This window comes from Streptomyces lavendulae subsp. lavendulae (assembly GCF_002803845.1).
GTDB classification, from domain to species: domain Bacteria; phylum Actinomycetota; class Actinomycetes; order Streptomycetales; family Streptomycetaceae; genus Streptomyces; species Streptomyces lavendulae.
Map to the genome: position 1 here is coordinate 7699943 of NZ_CP024985.1, position 19172 is coordinate 7719114.

Annotated in this window: 18 protein-coding genes; 13 read left to right on the plus strand and 5 right to left on the minus strand. The window is 73.1% G+C overall.

Annotated features, from left to right (window positions below):
- Positions 1 to 15: 15 nt before the first annotated feature.
- Together SLAV_RS34495 and SLAV_RS34500 are read left to right on the plus strand one after the other, a co-directional pair.
- Positions 16 to 1497: a cytochrome ubiquinol oxidase subunit I gene (locus SLAV_RS34495; RefSeq protein WP_030229960.1), complete on the plus strand. Its 1482-nt coding sequence runs from the start codon at positions 16 to 18 to the stop codon at positions 1495 to 1497.
- Positions 1494 to 2549: a cytochrome d ubiquinol oxidase subunit II gene (locus tag SLAV_RS34500; protein WP_037687327.1), complete on the plus strand. Its 1056-nt coding sequence runs from the start codon at positions 1494 to 1496 to the stop codon at positions 2547 to 2549. The genes SLAV_RS34495 and SLAV_RS34500 overlap by 4 nt, the downstream gene beginning before the upstream one ends.
- A gap of 45 nt (positions 2550 to 2594) precedes the next feature.
- Here SLAV_RS34500 and SLAV_RS34505 read toward each other — a convergent pair whose 3' ends face one another.
- Positions 2595 to 3275 (minus strand): DUF1345 domain-containing protein, encoded by a 681-nt coding sequence (locus SLAV_RS34505; RefSeq protein ID WP_063760298.1) that lies wholly within the window; start codon positions 3273 to 3275, stop codon positions 2595 to 2597.
- A gap of 319 nt (positions 3276 to 3594) precedes the next feature.
- Between SLAV_RS34505 and SLAV_RS34510 the strand changes: the two genes are divergently transcribed.
- Positions 3595 to 5373 (plus strand): cation:proton antiporter, encoded by a 1779-nt coding sequence (locus SLAV_RS34510; protein ID WP_030229963.1) that lies wholly within the window; start codon positions 3595 to 3597, stop codon positions 5371 to 5373.
- Positions 5374 to 5408: 35 nt separating this feature from the next.
- Here the strand turns inward: SLAV_RS34510 and SLAV_RS34515 are convergent, their stop codons facing one another.
- A complete protein-coding gene (locus tag SLAV_RS34515; RefSeq protein ID WP_030229964.1) occupies positions 5409 to 7229 on the minus strand; it encodes a glycoside hydrolase family 15 protein in 1821 nt (606 codons plus the stop codon).
- A gap of 294 nt (positions 7230 to 7523) precedes the next feature.
- Between SLAV_RS34515 and SLAV_RS34520 the strand changes: the two genes are divergently transcribed.
- Positions 7524 to 8885 carry a chloride channel protein gene (locus tag SLAV_RS34520; RefSeq protein WP_030229965.1) on the plus strand — a complete coding sequence of 454 codons (1362 nt, stop codon included), beginning with the start codon at positions 7524 to 7526 and terminating at the stop codon, positions 8883 to 8885.
- Here the strand turns inward: SLAV_RS34520 and SLAV_RS34525 are convergent.
- Positions 8873 to 9505 carry a hypothetical protein gene (locus SLAV_RS34525; protein WP_030229966.1) on the minus strand — a complete coding sequence of 211 codons (633 nt, stop codon included), beginning with the start codon at positions 9503 to 9505 and terminating at the stop codon, positions 8873 to 8875. The genes SLAV_RS34520 and SLAV_RS34525 overlap by 13 nt on opposite strands.
- A gap of 175 nt (positions 9506 to 9680) precedes the next feature.
- On the opposite strand from SLAV_RS34525, the gene SLAV_RS34530 reads away from it, so the two are divergent.
- From SLAV_RS34530 to SLAV_RS34545, 4 genes are all read left to right on the plus strand, one after another.
- Positions 9681 to 9983 (plus strand): antibiotic biosynthesis monooxygenase family protein, encoded by a 303-nt coding sequence (locus SLAV_RS34530; protein ID WP_030229967.1) that lies wholly within the window; start codon positions 9681 to 9683, stop codon positions 9981 to 9983.
- A gap of 94 nt (positions 9984 to 10077) precedes the next feature.
- Positions 10078 to 10680 (plus strand): GNAT family N-acetyltransferase, encoded by a 603-nt coding sequence (locus SLAV_RS34535; RefSeq protein ID WP_051840916.1) that lies wholly within the window; start codon positions 10078 to 10080, stop codon positions 10678 to 10680.
- A gap of 191 nt (positions 10681 to 10871) precedes the next feature.
- Positions 10872 to 11243 (plus strand): BlaI/MecI/CopY family transcriptional regulator, encoded by a 372-nt coding sequence (locus tag SLAV_RS34540; RefSeq protein ID WP_030229968.1) that lies wholly within the window; start codon positions 10872 to 10874, stop codon positions 11241 to 11243.
- A complete protein-coding gene (locus SLAV_RS34545) occupies positions 11240 to 12166 on the plus strand; it encodes a M56 family metallopeptidase (RefSeq protein WP_030229969.1) in 927 nt (308 codons plus the stop codon). Before SLAV_RS34540 ends, SLAV_RS34545 begins: the two co-directional genes overlap by 4 nt.
- A gap of 35 nt (positions 12167 to 12201) precedes the next feature.
- On the opposite strand, the gene SLAV_RS34550 is transcribed toward SLAV_RS34545, so the two are convergent.
- Positions 12202 to 13038 (minus strand): undecaprenyl-diphosphate phosphatase, encoded by an 837-nt coding sequence (locus SLAV_RS34550; RefSeq protein WP_030229970.1) that lies wholly within the window; start codon positions 13036 to 13038, stop codon positions 12202 to 12204.
- Positions 13039 to 13238: 200 nt separating this feature from the next.
- Positions 13239 to 13937, minus strand: coding sequence for an AAA family ATPase (locus SLAV_RS34555; RefSeq protein ID WP_078950329.1), 699 nt, complete (start codon positions 13935 to 13937; stop codon positions 13239 to 13241).
- Positions 13938 to 14148: 211 nt separating this feature from the next.
- Here SLAV_RS34555 and SLAV_RS34560 point away from each other — a divergent pair, with 211 nt between their 5' ends.
- From SLAV_RS34560 to SLAV_RS34580, 5 genes are all read left to right on the plus strand, one after another.
- A complete protein-coding gene (locus tag SLAV_RS34560; protein ID WP_030229972.1) occupies positions 14149 to 16131 on the plus strand; it encodes an APC family permease in 1983 nt (660 codons plus the stop codon).
- A 63-nt stretch (positions 16132 to 16194) separates the two neighbouring features.
- A complete protein-coding gene (locus SLAV_RS34565) occupies positions 16195 to 17073 on the plus strand; it encodes a helix-turn-helix domain-containing protein (RefSeq protein WP_234333598.1) in 879 nt (292 codons plus the stop codon).
- Positions 17074 to 17436: 363 nt separating this feature from the next.
- Positions 17437 to 17628: a CsbD family protein gene (locus SLAV_RS34570; RefSeq protein ID WP_030229974.1), complete on the plus strand. Its 192-nt coding sequence runs from the start codon at positions 17437 to 17439 to the stop codon at positions 17626 to 17628.
- 183 nt (positions 17629 to 17811) lie between these two features.
- On the plus strand, positions 17812 to 18657 hold the full coding sequence (locus SLAV_RS34575) for a class II glutamine amidotransferase (RefSeq protein WP_030229975.1): 846 nt from the start codon (positions 17812 to 17814) through the stop codon (positions 18655 to 18657).
- Between the two features lie 77 nt (positions 18658 to 18734).
- Positions 18735 to 19157, plus strand: coding sequence for a CBS domain-containing protein (locus SLAV_RS34580; RefSeq protein ID WP_030229976.1), 423 nt, complete (start codon positions 18735 to 18737; stop codon positions 19155 to 19157).
- Positions 19158 to 19172 lie beyond the last annotated feature (15 nt).

Sequence of the window (19172 nt, forward strand, 5' to 3'; positions counted from 1 at the left end):
GCAGCGAAGGCACGCATGCACACCACGGTCCACCTGCTCGCCGACGCCCCCGCCCAGCTGCTCCCCGCCAGGGAGCTGATGGCCTTCACCCTCGCCTCCCACATCATCCTCGTGCCCATGGGCGTGGCCCTGCCGCTCATCACCCTCGTGATGCACTACCGCGGCCTGCGCCACGACGACCCCACCGCCCTCCTGCTGGCCCGGCGCTGGTCGGCCGTCATGGCGGTGCAGTTCGCCGTCGGCATCGTCACCGGCACCGTCCTCTCCTTCGAGTTCGGCCTGCTCTGGCCCGGCCTGATGGGCAGGTGGGGCGACGTGTTCGGCATCGGGTTCGGGGTCGAGGCGTGGGCGTTCTTCCTCGAAGCGGTGCTCATCGCCATCTACCTCTACGGCTGGCGCCGGCTGAAGCCCCGTACGCACTTCCTGCTCGGCCTCCCGCTCCCCGCCGTCGCGCTGATGGGGGCGTTCGGCATCCTGGCCGCCAACTCCTGGATGAACACGCCGCAGGGCTTCTCCCTCGACCCCGAGGGCAACCCGGTCGACGTGAACATCTGGAAGGCCATCTTCACCCCGATGTTCGGGCCGCAGTACTGGCACTTCGTCGTGGGCATGCTGCTGACCGCCGGGTACGTGGTGGCGGGCGTCTACGCCGTCGGCTGGCTGCGCGGCCGCCGGGACCACTACCACCGGCTCGGCTTCGCCGTCCCCTTCACCCTCGCGGCCGTGGCCACTCCGGTCCAGTTCATGCTGGGGGACTCCATCGCCCGGTCGGTGTTCCACAAGCAGCCGGTGAAGTTCGCCGCGCTGGAGATCGTCTGGGAGACCGGTACCCACGTGCCCGAGTACATGTTCGGCCGTCTGCACCCGGACGGGTCGGTCTCCGGCGGCATCAAGATCCCCCAGCTCGACTCCATCCTGGCCGGCTTCAGCCCGGACACCAAGGTGATCGGACTGAGCTCCGTCCCCGAGAGCGACCGGCCCACGGCCACCCAGGCGACCATCGCCCACTGGGCCTTCGACCTCATGGTCGTGATCGGATCCGTGCTGGTGCTGCTCGCCCTCTGGTACGCGCTGGTCTGGTTCAGGCACCGCCGCCTGCCGGGCTCCCCGTGGTTCTACCGCGGCGCCGCCTGCGCGGGCGTCGCGTCGGTCCTGGCCGTGGAATGCGGCTGGGTCGCCACCGAGGTGGGTCGCCAACCCTGGATCGTGTACCAGAACATGCGGGTCGCCGAGGCGGTGACCGCGACCCGCTCCACCAGTCTGTGGATCATGTTCGGCCTGGTGGTCGTGGTGTACGTGTTCGTCTTCGGCTCCTTCCTCGCCGTCCTCCTGAAGATGCGCACCGGATGGAGGCTCGCGGACGCGCAGCAGGCGGCCGGCGGCGCGGCGGGGGCGCCGGAGACGGACACCCCGTACGGGCCCCGTCCCCCCGTCCCGGCGGGCGGCGCGCCGCCGGCCGACGGCGGAGCCGGCCCGTCCGAGGGCGGCCGGTCGTGACCGCCGGGCTCATCGCCGTCGTCCTGCTGCTCGCGGTGGCGGCGTACGCGTGCGCGGGCGGTACGGACTACGGGGCCGGCTTCTGGGACCTGGCCGCCGGAGGGACCGAGCGCGGCGAGCGGCCGCGGTGGCTCATCGGCCACGCCATGGCCCCGGTGTGGGAGGTGAACAACGTCTGGCTGATCTTCGTCCTCGTCATCATGTGGACGGGTTTCCCGACGTTCTTCCAGACCGTGTTCTCGGCGATGTGGCTCCCGCTCGCCCTGGCCGCCGTCGGCATGGTCCTGCGCGGCGCCTCCTTCGCCTTCCGCAAGGCCGCGCGGCGGCTCGCCCGGCGGCGGCAGCTCGGGATCCTGTTCGCTCTGTCCTCCCTCGTCACGCCCTTCTTCCTCGGTGCGGCCGCCGGCGGGATCGCCTCCGGGCGGGCGGCGCCCGGCACGACCGCCTCGGCGCACGTCTGGGTCAACCCCACCTCCCTCCTGTTCGGGCTGCTGGCCGTCGCCGCCACGGCCTTCCTCGGCGCGGTGTTCCTCGCCGGTGACGCGCGCCGCTTCGACGTGCCCGATCTGGTGGGCTACTTCCGGGCGCGTGCGCTGGCGGCACTGGTCGCGGTCGCCGTCCTGGCCGTGATCACGCTGTTCGTCACCCACACGGACGCCCCGTACGTGTGGCACGGCCTCACCCACGGCGCGGGGCTCGTCTTCACCCTCGTGGCCGTGGCGGCCACCTGCGCCACCGCGTGGCTGCTGACGCGTACGCCGGGCATGCCGGTCCGCCTCACGGCGGTGGGGGTCGTCGCGGGGGCGGTCATCGCCTGGGGCCTGGCCCAGCGCCCCTACCTCATCCCCACCTCGCTGACCGTCGCCGACGCGGCGGGCGCCCCCTCCACCCTGACGTGGCTGGTGTTCGTGACGCTGGTGGCCGTGGCGCTCGTCGGCCCGGCCGTCTTCCTCCTGTACTGGCTGGACACCCACGGCGAGCTGGAGGAACTCACCGATGCCGACCTGCGGGCCAGCGGCCCCGAGCCGGGTGAGACGGCCGGTGGCGGCTGACCGCCCGCCCGCGGACGGCGCCCGGGGCGGTGGTCCGGCCGTTCGTCAGACGAGGACGTTGACCGCCCGGGCGATGACGAGACCCAGGATGGCCAGGGAGATGACGGACTGGACGGTCATGACGCTCTTGGCCCAGGGGGCGAGCGGCATGACGTCGGTGGGGCTGAACGCGGTCGAATTGGTGAACCCGAGGTAGAGGTAGTCGATGTAGCGGGGGCGCCACTGCGCCCCGACCAGTTCGGGGGTGATCTGCTGGGGGAAGGCGAGCGCCGGAGTCCGGGGCATGCGGTGCGCCCGGGCGGCCGGTCCGCCGCTGTCGAGTTCGAAGTACAGCAGGGAGAACGTGAGGACGGTGGAGGCCCAGACGCTGCTGCCGGCCAGGAGGAGGGCGGACGCGGACCCGGTCTCGTTCCCCCCGTGGATGAGGTCGTCGATCAGCCGGACCGTCGACCACAGGGTGCTGCACGCCAGCACGACGACCAGGGCGACCGACACCCCGCGCAGGACGGCCGAGCGGCGGCTGATCCGGAGGGGGTCGCCCGAGACCAGCGCCACCAGGAGCAGCCCCTCGGCCGCGGGGAGCGCCCATCGGGGTCCCAGCCGCAGGTCGTCGGGGAGGAGCAGGGTCAGCACCGCGGCGGCGATGACGGCCCCGGCCATCGGCCAGCGGGTCTCGGGGTACGCCGGTGGTGGCGGTGTGGGCTCCGGCTCGTGCGGGTCGCTCATACGGTTCGCATCCGAGGGGGTATGTCCGGTCAGGGCAGACTGCTGCGAGGGTGCGGGGCGGCGGGGCGGATCGCTCCGGGCCACCGCGGTCACCCGACGCAGGGGGCCGGGATCGCGGGTCCCACCGTAGACCGGGGCGAAGGCGCGGCGACGTGACCGACACGCTCCTCGCTCACATCGCCGCCGCGGGGTTCCGGCCGTCGCGGCACGTCACAATGGCCCGCACGACGTGATCCCGCAGCGCACGGACCGCCGCGTTCGGGCCGGTGGGGACATCCGCGGACCCTTCGGGCAGGAACGCCCCCACGGAAGGACCGTCATGACAACGAGTCAGATCCTGCTCGGCATCGGGCTGGTCGTGGCCCTCGCCGTGGGGTGCCAGGTGGTCGCGAGCCTGCTGCGCGTCCCGGCGATCCTCCTGCTGTTGCCGGCCGGATTCGTCGCGGGCACGCTGACCGAAGTCGTCAACCCGCAGAAGCTGCTCGGCCCCGCGTTCTCCCCGCTCGTCTCCCTCGCCGTCGCGGTCATCCTCTACGACGCCGGCCTGGGACTCGACCTCCGCCACCTCAAGGGCCACACCCGTACGGTCGTGGTCCGGCTGGTCTGGCTCGGCGCCCTGGTCACCTGGGTGTCCGCGGCCCTGCTCGCCGTCCCCGTCATCGGCATGTCGCTGAGCGCCGCCGTGATGCTGGGCGCGATCCTCGTGGTCAGCGGCCCGACCGTCGTCGGGCCGCTGCTGGGCTTCGTCCGCCCGACGGAGCGCCTGCAACGCGTCCTCGTCTGGGAGGGCTCCCTGATCGACCCGCTCGGCGGCATCCTCGGAGCGCTGGTCTTCCACGGCGTCCTGGCCAGCGGACAGCAGAGCCTCGCCGACAAGGTCGCCATGTTCTGCGGCAGCGCAGCGATCGGGCTCGCGGGCGGCGCCCTCGGAACGGCCCTGCTCTGGCTCCTCCTGCGCCGCCTCACCCTCGACGAGGTGCTCGCCACGACGGTGCAGCTCGCCGCGGTGGTCTCGGTGGCGGCGGCCTGCGACGCCTTCCGCGACGACACCGGCCTGATCGCCGCCGTGGTCATGGGGATCGCGCTCGCCAACCTGCCCGGCCTGGACATGCCCGCCCGCCGGTCCTTCTTCGAGACCCTGGTCTCACTGATCATCGGCCTGCTGTTCATCTCCATCTCGGCCACCGTCACCCCGCAGTCCCTGCGCCACGTGGTGCTGCCCGCCCTGGGCCTGGTGGCCGCCCTCGTCCTCGTCGTGCGGCCGCTGGTGGCGCTGCTCTCCACCGCCCGCACCGACGTCCCCTACCGCGAGCGCTGGTTCATCGGCTGGATGGCCCCCCGCGGCATCGTCGCCGCGGCCACCGCCTCCACCTTCTCCGTCGCCCTCGTCGGGGCCGGGATCGGCGGCGCACAGAAGATCCTGCCCGCGACCTTCGTGGTGATCGTCGCCACCGTCATGGTGTACGGCCTGACGGCGGTCCCGGCGGCCCGCCGGCTCGGCGTCCGCCGCTCGGCGCGCTCCCGGCCGCTCCTGGTCGGCGGCGACCCCTGGGTGATCGAGCTGGGGCGCGCGCTGCGCTCCGCGGGCCTGGACGTGCTCATGTGGGCGGGCCTCGACGTCCAGAGGCGCCGCATCGCCGAGGCCGGCCTCGACCTGGCCCCGGGTGAACTCCTGGCCGCCGCCACCGGCGCCGGAGCCGAACTGGAAGGCATCACGGACGTCCTGCTGCTCACCGACGAGGACGATTTCAACGCCCTCGCGTTCATGACCCTCAAGGAGACCGTGGAGGGGCCCGTCCACCGCCTGGCACCGCCCACCCGCGGCCACGGAGTCGTCGCCCCCTACACGGGCAGCGAGGCGCTGTTCGGACCCGGCCTGAACCGGCCGGAACTGGCCCACCGGTACGCGGACGGCGCCCGCATCGTCGTCGTGCCGGCCGGCGAAGGCGTTCCGGCCGGACACGACACGCTGTTCCTGGTACGGCAGGACGGACGGCTCGCCGCCGCCACGGAGGCCGGGCCGCCGACCCCGGGCGACGGTGACACCGCCATCCTCCTGACACCCGCGGCCGCGCCCACGCCGAGGCCCGGGAGGTAGGCCACGTAGGCCCTGCCGTGGTCCCCGCCGCGGTCTCAGCCGCGCTGCCGGTCCAGCGCCTCGTCGAGGGTGCTCGCCGCCATGATGAGCGACAGGTGGGTGAACGCCTGCGGGAAGTTGCCCAGTTGCTCGCCGCTGGGGCCCACCTCCTCGGCGAAGAGGCCGACGTGGTTGGCGTAGGTGTGCATCTTCTCGAACGTGTACCGGGCGGGCCGCAGACGGCCGGCGCGGGCGAGCGCGTCCACGTACAGGAAGGTGCAGAGGCTGAAGGTGCCCTCGGAGCCGCGCAGGCCGTCCGGGGAAGCGGCCGGGTCGTAGCGGTAGACGAGGCTGTCCGAGACCAGGGTGCGGTCCATGGCGTCCAGGGTGGAGAGCCAGGACGGGTCCCTGGGTGCCACGAAGCCGACCCGGGGCATGAGGAGCAGGGAGGCGTCGAGGACGGCGTCGTCGCCGTAGTGCTGGACGTAGGCCTGGTGGGACTCGCTCCAGCCGCGCTCCATGACCTGGTACAGGATGGCGTCGCGGGTCTTCGTCCAGCGGTCGATGTCGGCGGGCCTGCTGAACTCGGCGGCCAGCCGCAGGCCGCGGTCGAAGGCGGACCAGCACATGATCCGGCTGTAGGTGAAGTCCTGGCGGCCGCCGCGCGTCTCCCAGATGCCCTCGTCGGGACGGTCCCAGGAATCGGACAGCCAGTCCAGGGTCCGGGAGAGCACCTTCCAGGCCCGGTAGCCGGCCTGGACGGCGATCTCCCGCCCCTCGGACAGGGCGTAGAGGGCCTCTCCGTAGATGTCCAGCTGCAACTGGTCGGCGGCGGCGTTGCCCAGCCGTACCGGGGCGGAGCCCCGGTACCCCTCCAGGTGGCCGAGGATCTCCTCGGTCAACAGCGGTTCTCCGTCGACCCGGTACATGATCTGGAGCGGTTCGCCGTCCTTGCCCGTGGACTCGCGCAGCCGGTCGCCGAGCCAGTGGGTGAAGGCCGTGGCCTCCTCGACGAACCCGAGGTCGAGCAGGGCGCGTACGGAGAGCGAGCCGTCGCGGACCCAGGTGTAGCGGTAGTCCCAGTTGCGTTCGCCGCCGACCTGCTCGGGCAGGCCCATGGTGGCCGCGGCGACCGGGGCGCCGGTGGGCGCGTACGTGAGGAGCTTGAGGGTGATGGCGGAGCGGTTGACCATGTCGGGCCAGCGGCCGCGGTAGTTGGAGCCCCGGACCCAGCTCTGCCAGAAGTCGGCCGCGTCCCAGAGCTGGTGGGTGATCCCGTCGACGGAGAGCGGCGGCGGGGCCTGCGCGTCCGCTCCGCGGACGGTGAGGACGACCGCTGCCGCTTCGCCCACCGCCAGTGTGACGGAGCCCCGCACGTCGTCGCCGTCACGCTCCACCGGGAAGGTGCTCTGCAGGTGCGCGCAGACTCCCGGGGCCCGGAAGACGGCGACCCCCGGGTCCAGCTCCAGCCGGTGGGCGGCCCGGCCGTAGTCGAACCGGGGGCGGCACTCCATGTCGAAGCGGACGGTACCGCGCACGGTGCGGGCGGTCCGGATCACGGTGTGCCGGACCGCCGGGGCCCGGCCGGTGTGCGGCGGCATCCAGTCGAGCACCTCGCCCACCCCGTCGGGGGACATGAAACGGGTGACCAGGATGGCGGTGTCCGGGTAGTACAGCTGTTTGCAGCTGGCGTCCGGGTCCGCCGACGCGATCCGGAAGTATCCGCCGCGGTCCTGGTCCAGCAGGGCGGCGAAGATGCTGGGTGAGTCGAAGCGGGGCGCCGCGAACCAGTCGACGACGCCGCGCGAGGTCACGAGCGCGGCGGTCTGCAGGTCACCTATGAGACCGTGCTCGGCGATGGGCGGATAGCGATCCATGATCATCCCCGGGGTCAGGGTGGTCCTTTTGGATCCACTATCGGTCAGCGTTACCGGAAGCGCCCGGCGAGCCGGGGACCACCGTCCCTGCGCTCCGCTCCGCCCGGGTGCGCGCCGGACCTCCGGAACCCGCCGCGCACGGGGCCCGGGCGCGCCGTCGGAATGACGTTCGGTGACGCGCCGGGACGTCGCGGCCCGTACGCGCCCGACGCGCCCCGGTGCCGTGATACGACCACCGTGAGGCCTGTCGCCCGACGTGTCCGGGTGGATCCGCGAGCTGAGGAGACGATGCGCATGTCGGCCGTACCCGCCGGGCCGCCCACCGCGACACCGCCGGACGCGTTCGCCCTGGTCCGCACCCGTGGGTACCTGGTGCTGCTGGTCATGACGGCGCTCCTCGGCATCCCGGTCTCCGCGGTGGCCTTCGGGTTCCTCGCGCTCGTCTCCGAGCTGCAGTCGCTGACGTACACCGACCTGCCGAGGGGGCTGGGCTTCGACGGGACGCCCTCGTGGTGGCCGATCCCGCTCCTGGCCGTGGGCGGCGTTCTGGTGGCCCTGATCATCCGGTTCCTGCCGGGGGAGGGCGGCCACCGGCCGGCCGAGGGCCTGGTCACGAAGGGACCGCCGACGGCGGCGGAGCTGCCCGGCATCGCGCTCGCGGCGATCGTGTCGCTGGGCGTGGGCGTGGTGCTGGGGCCCGAGGCGCCGCTCATCGCGCTCGGCGGCGGCCTGGCGGTGCTCGCCGTCCGCGCCGTGAAGCGGAACCTCGACCCCGGAACCACCGGCGTCCTCGGGGCCGCGGGGAGTTTCGCGGCCGTCAGCACGCTGCTCGGCTCACCCCTGCTCGGTGCGTTCCTCCTGATGGAGGTGAGCGGCATCGGCGGGGCGATGATGGGGATCGTCCTGGTGCCGGGCCTCCTCGCGGCCGGTGTCGGCGCACTGATGTTCACCGGCCTGGGGTCGTGGACCGGCCTGGGCACGTTCTCGCTGGTCCTCGGCAAGGTGCCGCCCGCCGCCCGTCCCGACCTGGCGGGCTTCGGCTGGGCACTGGCCGTCGGAGTGGTCGCGGCCCTGCTCGGCACGGCGATCCGCCGGTCGTCCCTGCTCCTGGAGGCCCGGGTCGAGCGCCGGAGGCTGCCGCTGACCGTACTGGCCGGTGCGCTCATGGGCGTCGCCGCCCTGGTGTACGCCGAGACGACGGGCCGGGAGGCCTCCGAGGTGCTCTACTCGGGACAGACGGCCCTCGGCCCGCTGCTGGCGGACCAGGCCGGATACACGGTGGGGGCCCTGGTGGCCCTGCTGGTGTGCAAGGCCGTCGCCTACGGCCTCGCACTCGGCGCCTTCCGCGGCGGCCCGGTCTTCCCGTCGATGTTCGTGGGCGCGGCGGCCGGTCTGGCCCTGGCCCACCTCCCCGGGCTGGACGTGACGTCCGGCTTCGCGATGGGCGTCGGGGCGATGTGCGTGGCGATGCTGAAACTGCCGATGACCTCCGTGCTGCTGGCCACCATCCTGATGGGGACCGAGGGGATCACCGTGATGCCGCTCGTGATCGTCGCGGTGGTGGTCTCCTACGTCCTCACGCTCAGGCTCACCCCCGCCCCGGCACCCGCACCGCCCCCGGCACCCGCACCGCCCCCGGCCCCTCAGCCCGGATAGCGGGCGGAGGCCGCGACGAAGGCCGCCGCGTTCCGGGACGTCGAGGCGACGACGGCGACCCAGGAGCCGTCCGTGAACTCGATGTCCACGCGCCCCTTCTGGAGCACGCCCGTCGGCCTGGCCCGCAGGGCGGAGACGGCCGACCGGGGCGTTTCCCAGTACTGCTTCATCACCGGTGTCATCTGCCACAGCTGGGAGACGTCGCTCAGGGCGTACCAGCGCCGGTCCGTGACGGCCAGCACGTCCGTGACCGAGCCGCGCGCGCCGGCCCGGGAGATGACGAAGCGTCCGGCGGCGCTCTGCCAGTCGCCCTCCATGTTCGTCCCGTGCATCAGCCGGTTGCCGAGGTCGTCCACCGCGTCCGGCAGCCGGTCGATCGCGTTGGCCGCCGCGGCCGGCCTCGACCGGCGGGGGTCGAGCACCCGTGCCTTGACCAACTGCTTCAGGGGCCCGGGCAGCCTTCCCTCGATCCGCCGCTGGAGCTCGGAGGGCTCGGGCGGCGGGAGCAGCGACTCGGGCGGGGTCGGCACGCCCGGACCGAGTTCGCAGGAGCACCAGGCGATGAGCCGCTCCCCGGGGTGGAGGAAGGCCTCGGCTTGTTCACGCCCGTCCTGGTTCAACGGACCCGCTCCTGTTCGTCGTTCGGCCGGCCTGTCCGGCGCTCCCGATTCTCCCCCACGCCTCCCCGTCGATGATCACCGGGGCGGTGGTCTTCCCGGTGGTCCCGGCGGCGCGGGCAATCGCCTATCGTCTGCCGGAACGTGACGAGGCGTCACGGGACGAGGGGGTTCGGCGATGTTCGCAGTGGTCTACCGGTGGCGGCTCCACGAGGGCAAGGAGCAGCAGTTCGTGGAGGGTTGGCGCCGGGTGACGGACGCGATCCACGCGCGCTGCGGCAGTTACGGCTCGCGCCTGCACCGGGCGGACGACGGTACGTGGGTGGCCTACGCGCGGTGGCCGGACGCGGAGAGCCGCGAACGGTGCGCGGTGCCCGATCCGGAGGGCGTGGCCCTGATGAGCGGGGCGATCGCGGAGCGCTTCCCGGAGACCCGCCTGCAGATCGTCGAGGATCTGCTCGCGGAGCCCGCCGCACCCTAGGGAACCGGTCCCGGGGGAGTCACCGGACCTCACGTAGAGTGTCGTGTCGGCAGGCGTGTCACGGGGGTGGCTGGATGATGGAGACCGCACGGTCGTGGGTCGAGGGCTGGGCCGTTGCCCGACGGGCGCCCAGGCCGGTTGGGGGCTGCGGATCGACATCGGGCAGCCGGCCCAGGCGGTCCGCCACGTCCTGCTCGACACCGACGCGGGAACCGCCCGCGGACTCATCGGCACGATCACCGAGCCCACCACCTGCGTGAAGGCGTTCCTCCCGCAGAGCGAGATGGAGCCCTGGTTCTCCTCCGCGTGGCAGCCCACCGAGCCCTGCTTCCTGATGGCCGCCGATCTGCGCCCGTCGCGCGTGGACGCGCCGGACGGGTACACCACCACCGTCGAGACCGCCGACGGGGTCACCCACGTGCGCGTCCTCGGCGCCGGCGGGGAACCCGCCGCGTGCGGCCGGACCGGTCTGGCCGGTACCGCGTGCGTCTTCGACCAGATCGTCACCGAACCGGCTCACCGGCGCCTCGGCCTCGGGACGGTGGTGATGGCCGCGCTCACCGGCGCGGCGGTCGACAGCGGGGCGACCACGGGCGTCCTGGGCGCGACCGTCCAGGGCCGGGCGCTCTACGAAGCGCTCGGCTGGAAGGTCCTCTCACCGCTGAACGGATACGTGTACGCACCCGCAGCCCGGTGACCGCCCGCCCACGGGGATCGGAGGGGGACGCCTGTCGGCGCGGTCCCGTCGATAATGGGGGCCGGGGTGGGCCCGCGGCCGGTGGCGAAAGGTTTCCGGACCGCCACGGCTGTGCGGTGGGCCACTCCTGACGTCTACAGAGCAGTAGTCGGTCTACCTTGCTGTAGACGACCTGGTGAGAGGAAAGTTCCGTGGTGGACAGCGCGAGCGAACGCCGGCCGGCCGGCGAGCTGGAGTCAAGCGTTCTGGCCGCCCTGTGGGCCGCGGGCCAACCGCAGTCGGCGGCGCAGGTCAGGGCGGCGATACCGCAGCCGCTGGCCCGGACCACGGTGGCGACGCTGCTCGCCCGGCTGCACGAGAAGGGCGTCATCGACCGCAGTCCCGGCGGGCGCGGCTTCCTGTACTTCCCCCTGGAGGACGCGCACGGCCTGACGGCCCGCCGGATGCACCGCGAGCTCGATCAGGACGGCGACCGCAGCGTCGTCCTGGCCCGGTTCGTCGAAGGGCTCAGCTCCGACGACGAGGCGGAGCTCAGGCGGCTGCTGGAGGGGGGCGGGCAGTGATCGCCCTCCTCCTCGTCCCCCTCGTCCTGCCCTGGATCCTGCCGCCGCTCGCCCGGCGGGCGGCGGCCCGGGTGAGGCCCGAGGCCGCCCTGTGGACGGTCACCGCGGCCGCCGGCCTGCTCGCCGTCGCGGTCGTGGCCTGCCTCGGCGCCCTGCTGCTGCCCCTCGCCCTGGCGATCGCACCCCTGGCCGCCCTGCTGCACCTGATCCGGCCGCTCCAGGCCGGTCCGGAGCCCGTGGCCCTCGGCATCTCGGCGCTGTCCGCCGGGTTCGTCGCGGTCACCGGGGCGACCGTGGTGCGGCGCGGGCTGTCCGAGGCGAAGCGCCTGCGCGGCGCCCACGGGGACGTCGCCCACCTCCCGCACGTCGGAGGGTTGTGCGTGCTGGAGGACTCCCGCCCCGACGCCTACGCCCTGCCGGGCCTGACGGGTCCGGGGCGGATCGTGGTCACCAGCGGCATGCTGCGCTCCCTGGACCCGCACGAACGCGAGGCGCTCCTCGCCCACGAGCGCGCCCACCTCGCCGCGCGCCACCACCTCTTCCTCGCCGTCGCGCAGCTCGCCGGATGGTGCCACCCGGCGCTGGCCGCCGTCGTGCCCCAGGTGCAGTTCGCGGCCGAACGGGCCGCGGACGAGTCCGCCGCCCGGGCCACCGGCAGCCGGACGCTCACGGCGCGCGCGGTGGGACGCGCGGCCCTGGCCGCCACCCGTGGCGGCCCGCGCCCCGGGGGATCCGTACTCGCCGCGGGAGCCGTCACCGGGCCCGTCCCCGCCCGGGTGAAGGCCCTGCTCGGCCACGCCCCCGTCCGGTGGGTCGCGCCGGTGCTGCTGGCCGTGGCCCTGCTGTGCACGACGGCCGGGGCGTCCGCCCTGTCCGGTGCCGTCTGGCTGCACCGGGGCGTCGAGACCGCCCAGGGGGAGTAGACCCGACGGACGGGGCCGGACGGGGCCGGACGGGGTCAGGCGGCCAGGACGCCGGTTCCCAGGAGGCCGAAGAGCAGGACGCCGATGACGATCCGGTAGACGACGAAGGCGTTGAAGGAGTGCTTGGCGACGAACTTGAGCAGCCAGGCGATCGAGGCGTAGGCGACCGCGAAGGACACCACGGTCCCGACGACCAGCGGGAGCGTGTCGACGCCGGCGCCGACGGCGTCCTTGAGCTCGTACAGGCCCGCGCCGGTCAGGGCGGGGATGCCGAGGAAGAAGGAGAGGCGGGTCGCGGCGACGCGTTCGAGGTCGAGGATCAGGCCGGTCGACATGGTGGCGCCGGAGCGGGAGAAGCCGGGGAAGAGCAGCGCGAGGATCTGGGAGCAGCCCACGAGCATCGCGTCCTTGAAGCCGGTGTCGTCCTCGCCGCGCTTGTGCCGGCCCATCTGGTCGGCCGCCCACATCAGGCCGCTGCCCACGATCAGGGATCCGGCCACCACCCACAGCGAGGCCAGGGTGCTCTCGATGAGCGGTTTGGCGGCCAGGCCCACGACCACGATGGGGATCGTGGCGAAGATGACCCACCAGGCGAACTTGTAGTCGTGGTGGTAGCGCTCCTCCCGGTTGGCCAGGCCACGCCCCCACGCGCTCATGATCCGCACGATGTCCTTGAAGAAGTACACCAGCACCGCGGCGATGGCTCCGACCTGGATGACGGCCGTGAACGCGACGACGGCCTTGTCGTCCACCGGAATGCCCATCAGGCCCTCGGTGATCTTCAGATGCCCGGTGGAGGAGACCGGCAGGAACTCGGTCACCCCCTCGACGATGCCGAGGACGGCTGCCTGTCCGATGCCGATGGTGCTCAATTGGTCCGTCCCTGGGGTTGGTTGGATGGAGCGCCGAAGGGTGGGGGAGCCGGTGCCATGGGGGAGGGGGATTCATGGCACACGCGGGAAAGACCCTCAGCGTCTACACGCGTGTAGAAGACGAAGGTGACTGTAGAGGATGGGCGAGGGGGCGGCCAACACCGGATCGGCGCGAGGGCGCCGCCACCGCTCACGCCCCGTCAGCCCGCGTCGTGCCCGAACCGCACCTCGGTGACGCGGGTCCGCAGCCCGCTGTCGAACAGGACCAGGGAACCGATGCCCGGAGCCGCGGACAGCCCGTCGCGCTCGACGCGGGCCAGCAGCCTCGACAGGCCCCGCCGGTGGACCCCGAAGACCCTCCGCGAGGTCACCCGGCGGCGCGCGTGCTGGCCGAGCAGCGCCTCCCGGGAGCCGACGTCGAGCACCACCATGTGCAGGGGACGCCCGGCCCGCAGGGCCGTGCGCGCCAGCCACCGGCGCATCCAGGGCCTGCTGCCGCAGTCGTGGACGAGGAGCGGCCCGCCGCCCCGTATCCGCGACCGCAGACGGCGCAGGTGACCCAGCCGCGCGAACGGCCGGTACACCGCGTACGGGAGCCAGCCGGGCAGCCGCGCCTCGTAGGAGGTACGGGTGGCACGGGGATCGACGACGGGGGCGGCCGAGGACCAGGCGCGCAGCAGGGTGCTCTTGCCGCTGCCGGGGAGTCCGGCGACGACGACCGCCGCGTCGGACGGGTAGCACAGCGTCACGTCCCGGCCGCCGCGGCCCCGCAGATCGACGACCCCCTGCGGAGCCAGGTACCCGGCGGCCCTGCGGGGCGGACCGTCGGCCACACCCGCCCCGCCCCCACCGCCGCGGGGCCGTACCGTCGCGTATTCGGTGCCGGGGGTGGTGCTCACAGGTGACGGGCCGTTCGGGTGGGGAGTCCTGGAAGCCACCGAGACTACGTGAGCCGTCGGGTCGCGACCCGACGGGGTGCCCGCCGCGCACCCTTGACCGGATCATGGCTCGACGTCCCGCCGAAAGCCCTCATACTCGTTGATCGCTGCCGAACCGTGAGCGCAGCGATGGCAGGCCCGGAACGCCGGGCGGGAAAGGTTGTTGGGGGACATGAAGGACACAGACGAACTGCTCATACCGGAAGTGGTGGACAGTCCGGCGCTACGGCCCCAGGGCGGCGGCGGCCTGGGACGGTGGATGCTCCGCCACCGGGTGCAGCCCGTCGGGTCGGCGTCCGCCGAGGGACACGGCGAATCGCACGCCTGGTGGAAGGTGATGTGCCTCACGGGCGTCGACTACTTCTCCAGCCTGGCCTACGTACCGGCCATCGCCGCGCTCGCGGCGGGCGCCGTGTCCCCCCTCGCGACCCTCCTGATCGTGGGGCTCACGCTCCTCGGCATGCTGCCCATGTACCGGCGGGTGACGGGCGAGAGCCCCCACGGCGCCGGATCGGTGGCGATGCTGGAGGACCTCCTGCCGTTCTGGCGCGGCAAGCTGTTCGTCCTGGTCCTCCTCGGCTTCGTGGCCACCTCCTGGATCATCACGATCACCCTGTCCGCGGCGGACGCCTCCGTGCACATCGTGGAGAACCCCTTCTTCCCGCACGCCCTGCACGGCCACGAGGTCGCCATCACCGTGGCCCTGCTCCTGTTGCTGGGCGGGGTCTTCCTGCTCGGCTTCAGCGAGGCCGTGAGCGTGGCGATCCCCCTCGTCGCCGTCTTCCTGCTGCTCAACGCGGTGGTCATCGGCGTCGGTTCGGTCGATGTGTTCACCACCCCCGGCGCCTGGTCCGCGTGGACGCACGCGCTCGTCGAGGGCGGAGGCGGCCTCGGCGACGTCGTGGGCCCGGCCCTGCTGGCCTTCCCCCTGCTCGTCCTCGGTCTCTCGGGCTTCGAGACCGGCGTGAGCATGATGCCGCTCGTCGGGGCGGAAGGCGCCGACCCCGAGGAACGGCTGCGGTCGCGGATCCGCAACACCCGCAAGCTCCTGACCACCGCCGCGCTCATCATGAGCGTCTACCTGCTGGCGGCCAGCTTCGTCACCACCGTCCTCATCCCGCACAAGGAGTTCGAACCCGGCGGCGGCGCCAACGGCCGCGCGCTGGCGTGGCTGGCCCACGAGCACGTCGGCGAGGCCTTCGGCACCGTCTACGACATCAGCACCATCCTCATCCTCTGGTTCGCCGGAGCGTCGGCGATGGCCGGGCTGATCAACATCGTGCCCCGCTACCTGCCGGACTACGGGATGGCCCCCGAATGGGGACGCGCGGTGCGACCGGTCGTGATCGTCTACACGGTCCTCTGCGTCGTCATCACCGTCGCCTTCGACGCCGACGTGAACGCCCAGGCCGGCGCCTACGCCACCGGGATCCTCGCCATGATGGTCTCCGGCGCCTTCGCCGTGACCGTCTCCGCCCTGCGCCGTCGCGGGCGGGCGGCGACGGCCGGCTTCACCCTGCTCACCGCCGTACTGCTCTACGCGCTGGTGGCCAACGTCGTCGACAAGCCCGACGGCCTCGCCATCTCGGGCATGTTCATCGCGGGCATCATCGTCGTGTCCCTGGTCTCCCGCGTCTCGCGGACCACGGAACTGCGGGCCGACAGCATCGTCTTCGACGAGGCCGCCCGCCGGTTCGTCACCGACACCATCGCGTTCGACAACGCCGTCAACATCATCGCCAACCGCCGGGAGACCGGGGACGGCGCCGAATACGCCGGCAAGGAGCGGGAGCAGCGCGGGTCCAACCCGGTCCCCGGTCCCGCCGACGTCATGTTCCTGGAGATCGACGTGGTCGACCCCTCCGACTTCAGCGAGACCCTCACCGTGCGCGGCATCGAGGTCGACGGCCACCGGATCCTGCGCGCCGAGGCCCCGGCCGCGCCGAACGCCATCGCCGCGATCCTGCTCGCGCTGCGCGACACGACCGGCGTCAGGCCGCACTGCTACTTCGCCTGGGCGGAGGGGAGCCCGCTGCGGCACATGTTCCGCTACTTCCTGCTCGGCCGCGGCGACACGGCCCCGGTCACCCGGGAGATCATCCGCAGGCACGAGCCCGACCCGGACCGCCGCCCCGGCATCCACGTCGGCGACTGACGGGCGGGGGCGCGTACGGGCCCGGAGCGCAGGGACGCGCAGGCAACGAGGGAGGAGCGGGGCGTGCCGGTGGTCGCGAGGGCGGGTTCGGGCGTGACCGGCCTGGGAGTCGACGTCACCAGGGTGGGCGGCCGCCGGCGGGTGACGCGGCCGTGGCCCGCCGCGTTGCGCCCGTACCTGCACAGCTACGCGGGCTACTGGGAGGCGACCGCGTCCCCCTACCGGGTGAGGCTGGTGCCCACGGGCCGGGCGGTCGTGGTGATCAGCCTGGCCGAGCCGTTCACCCGCATCCGGCGGCTGGGGGAGACGGGCCCGCCCGGCCCGGTGACCGGCTCGCTCGTCGCGGGGCTGGAGGACGGGCCCCGCGTGTGCGACCACCCCGGCGGCCAGGAGGCGATCCGGCTGGAACTGACCCCACTGGGCGCCTTCCGGCTGTTCGCCGTGCCGATGGGCGAGCTGACCAACCGGGTGGTCGAACTGTCCGACGTCCTCGGCCCCGGGGCCGCCCTCCTGGTGGAGCGCCTGGCGGCCACCCGGGACTGGGGAGCCCGCTTCGACCTGCTGGACGCCGCACTGACGGCCCGGCTCGACGGCGGGCCGCGCCCCGCGCCCGAGGTCGCTCACGCCTGGCGCATGCTGACCCGCGCCGGCGGGGCGCTCCCCGTCGGCCGGATCGCGGCCGAAGTGGGCTGGAGCCAGGGCCACCTGGTGCGCCGGTTCACCGAACAGGTCGGCCTGACGCCCAAGGCCTCCGCCCGGGTGCTGCGCTTCCACCGGGCCGTGGGGCTGCTCACCCGCGACGGCCTCACCCCCACCGAGGTGAGCGCCGCCTGCGGCTTCTACGACCAGGCCCACCTCAACCGCGAGTTCCGCGCGCTGGCCGGGACCACCCCCGGCCGGATGGCGGCGGCCCGGGTCGCGGAGGGCGCGCTGGCGCTGTGAGGGGCGAGGTCAAATTCGTCCAAGCCAGGCCGCCGGTGCGCCGCTAGTGTCCCCGTTCGGAGTCGATCAGGCACCGGACCGAGGGGCCGGTGGACCTGACGGAGAGGGGAGAACCCGATGGAAGACCTGCTGCGCATCCTCGTGTCCGGAGCGCTCACCGGAGCCTTGATCGGTGTGGTGGGTGCGCTCGGTCGGCGCAGCCGCAGGCGCCGCGGGGGCCGGGACACGAACGGGAGCTGACCTCCGGCTTTACGCGCCCGGGGCGCGGCCCGTACGGGGGGCGGGCCGCGCTCGCCATGCGACATGTCCGGTTCTCGCATAGTTTGTCAGGCGTTGGACCCACCCACACGTCAAGGAGTTCGCATGGCCGACAAGGGCAAGATGGACCAGGCCAAGGGCAAGGCCAAGGAAGCCGCCGGGAAGATCACCGGCAACGAGCGGATGCAGGGCGAAGGCAAGACGGACCAAGCCAAGGGGAAGGCGAAGGAGGCCATGTCCAAGACGGAGGAACAGGCCCGCGGCGCCGCCGACAGCATCCGGGGCAAGAAGCACTAGCGCCCGACCCGCGCCCGACCCGGCCGGACCCGCCCCAGCACGCGGGGCCGGGCCCGGCCGGTCCGCGTAGGGGGCGCGACCACGGGGTGTCCCGGCGCGCCCACCTGCGGTGACGGCGTAGCGCAGGGCGGATCGCCGTCACGGGGTTAGGCTCGGATCATGCCGCGGAAGGGGATGGTGCGCATGTGCCGCTGGCTCGCCTACTCGGGTTCGCCCATGCTGCTCGATGCCGTGCTCTACCGTCCGGAGCACTCCCTGATCAACCAGAGCCTCTACGCCCGCATGGGCGCCGAGGCGACCAACGGGGACGGCTTCGGCATCGGCTGGTACAGCGCGGACCGCGCCGGGAACGGCACACCGGCCATCTTCCGGGACGTCGCGCCGGCCTGGAACAACCGCAACCTGCGAGAGCTCGCCGCCCACGTCCGCTCGCCCCTGTTCTTCGCCCACGTACGGGCCTCCACGGGTTCGGCCGTCCAGCAGACCAACTGCCACCCGTTCCGGCACGGCCGGTGGCTGTGGATGCACAACGGGGCCATCGCGGACTTCCAGCGGCTCCAGCGGGACCTCTGCATGGCGGTCGACCCGGCGCTCTTCCCGTTCATCGAGGGATCCACCGACTCCGAGGTGATGTTCTACCTGGCGGTCACCTACGGCCTCGACCAGGACGTCCCGGGCGCGGTGGCCAGGATGGCCGGGCTCGTGGAACGGCTCGGCAAGGAACACGGCGTGCCCGAACCGCTCCAGATGACGGTGGCGGTCAGCGACGGCGAGCGGGTCTGGGCCTTCCGGTACTCCAGCCAGGGCGCGTCCCGGACGCTCTTCTACAGCAGCCGCGCCGATACCGTCCGCCACCTCCACCCGGAGATCGACTACCTCCGCGAGATCTCCGACGAGACGCGCATCGTGGTCTCCGAGCCGCTGGGGGACCTGCACGGGGTGTGGAACGAGCTCCCCGAGGCCAGCTACGTGGTGGTCCCCTCCGGCCCGGAGACGGACTACCTGCCCTTCGTCCCCGAACTCCCCTGACCGGGGGCCAGGGCTTACCCCGAGTGCGGGAGGGTAGGCGCCCGCCACGGGGGTCGGTTCCAGCAGCGGGAGGTCCGATGACCCGTCGAGTGCACGAGGTGATGACCCGGAATCCGGTGACCGTGGACCGGCTGACCTCACTGGCGGAGGCCGCGCGGGTGATGCGTGACGCCGCCATCGGGGACGTCCTGGTCGTCGACGGGGGCCGGCTCCGCGGAATCGTCACCGACCGTGACATCGTCGTCCGGGCGCTGGCGGAGGAACGGGACCCCGCCGATACGACGGTCGGCGCGATCTGCAGTACCGAGCCGGTCACCATCGGGCCCGACGAACACGTCGACCGGGCCGTCGACGTCATGCGGCGGCACGCCCTGCGGCGGCTTCCGGTGGTGGACGGGGACGGCGGTCTCGTCGGCATCGTCACCCTGGGCGACCTCGAAGTGGAACGCGATCCGGGTTCGCCCCTCTCGTTCATCGCCGCGGCGGAACCCGAGGCCTGACCTGGCCCCGCCGCG

Coding starts and splice junctions, on each gene's coding strand:
- SLAV_RS34495 (WP_030229960.1), top strand. CDS start 16: ATGCACACCACGGTCCACCTGCTCGCCGACGCCCCCGCCCAGCTGCTC.
- SLAV_RS34505 (WP_063760298.1), bottom strand. CDS start 3,275: ATGAGCGACCCGCACGAGCCGGAGCCCACACCGCCACCACCGGCGTAC.
- SLAV_RS34510 (WP_030229963.1), top strand. CDS start 3,595: ATGACAACGAGTCAGATCCTGCTCGGCATCGGGCTGGTCGTGGCCCTC.
- SLAV_RS34515 (WP_030229964.1), bottom strand. CDS start 7,229: ATGGATCGCTATCCGCCCATCGCCGAGCACGGTCTCATAGGTGACCTG.
- SLAV_RS34520 (WP_030229965.1), top strand. CDS start 7,524: ATGTCGGCCGTACCCGCCGGGCCGCCCACCGCGACACCGCCGGACGCG.
- SLAV_RS34530 (WP_030229967.1), top strand. CDS start 9,681: ATGTTCGCAGTGGTCTACCGGTGGCGGCTCCACGAGGGCAAGGAGCAG.
- SLAV_RS34560 (WP_030229972.1), top strand. CDS start 14,149: ATGAAGGACACAGACGAACTGCTCATACCGGAAGTGGTGGACAGTCCG.
- SLAV_RS34570 (WP_030229974.1), top strand. CDS start 17,437: ATGGCCGACAAGGGCAAGATGGACCAGGCCAAGGGCAAGGCCAAGGAA.
- SLAV_RS34575 (WP_030229975.1), top strand. CDS start 17,812: ATGTGCCGCTGGCTCGCCTACTCGGGTTCGCCCATGCTGCTCGATGCC.
- SLAV_RS34580 (WP_030229976.1), top strand. CDS start 18,735: ATGACCCGTCGAGTGCACGAGGTGATGACCCGGAATCCGGTGACCGTG.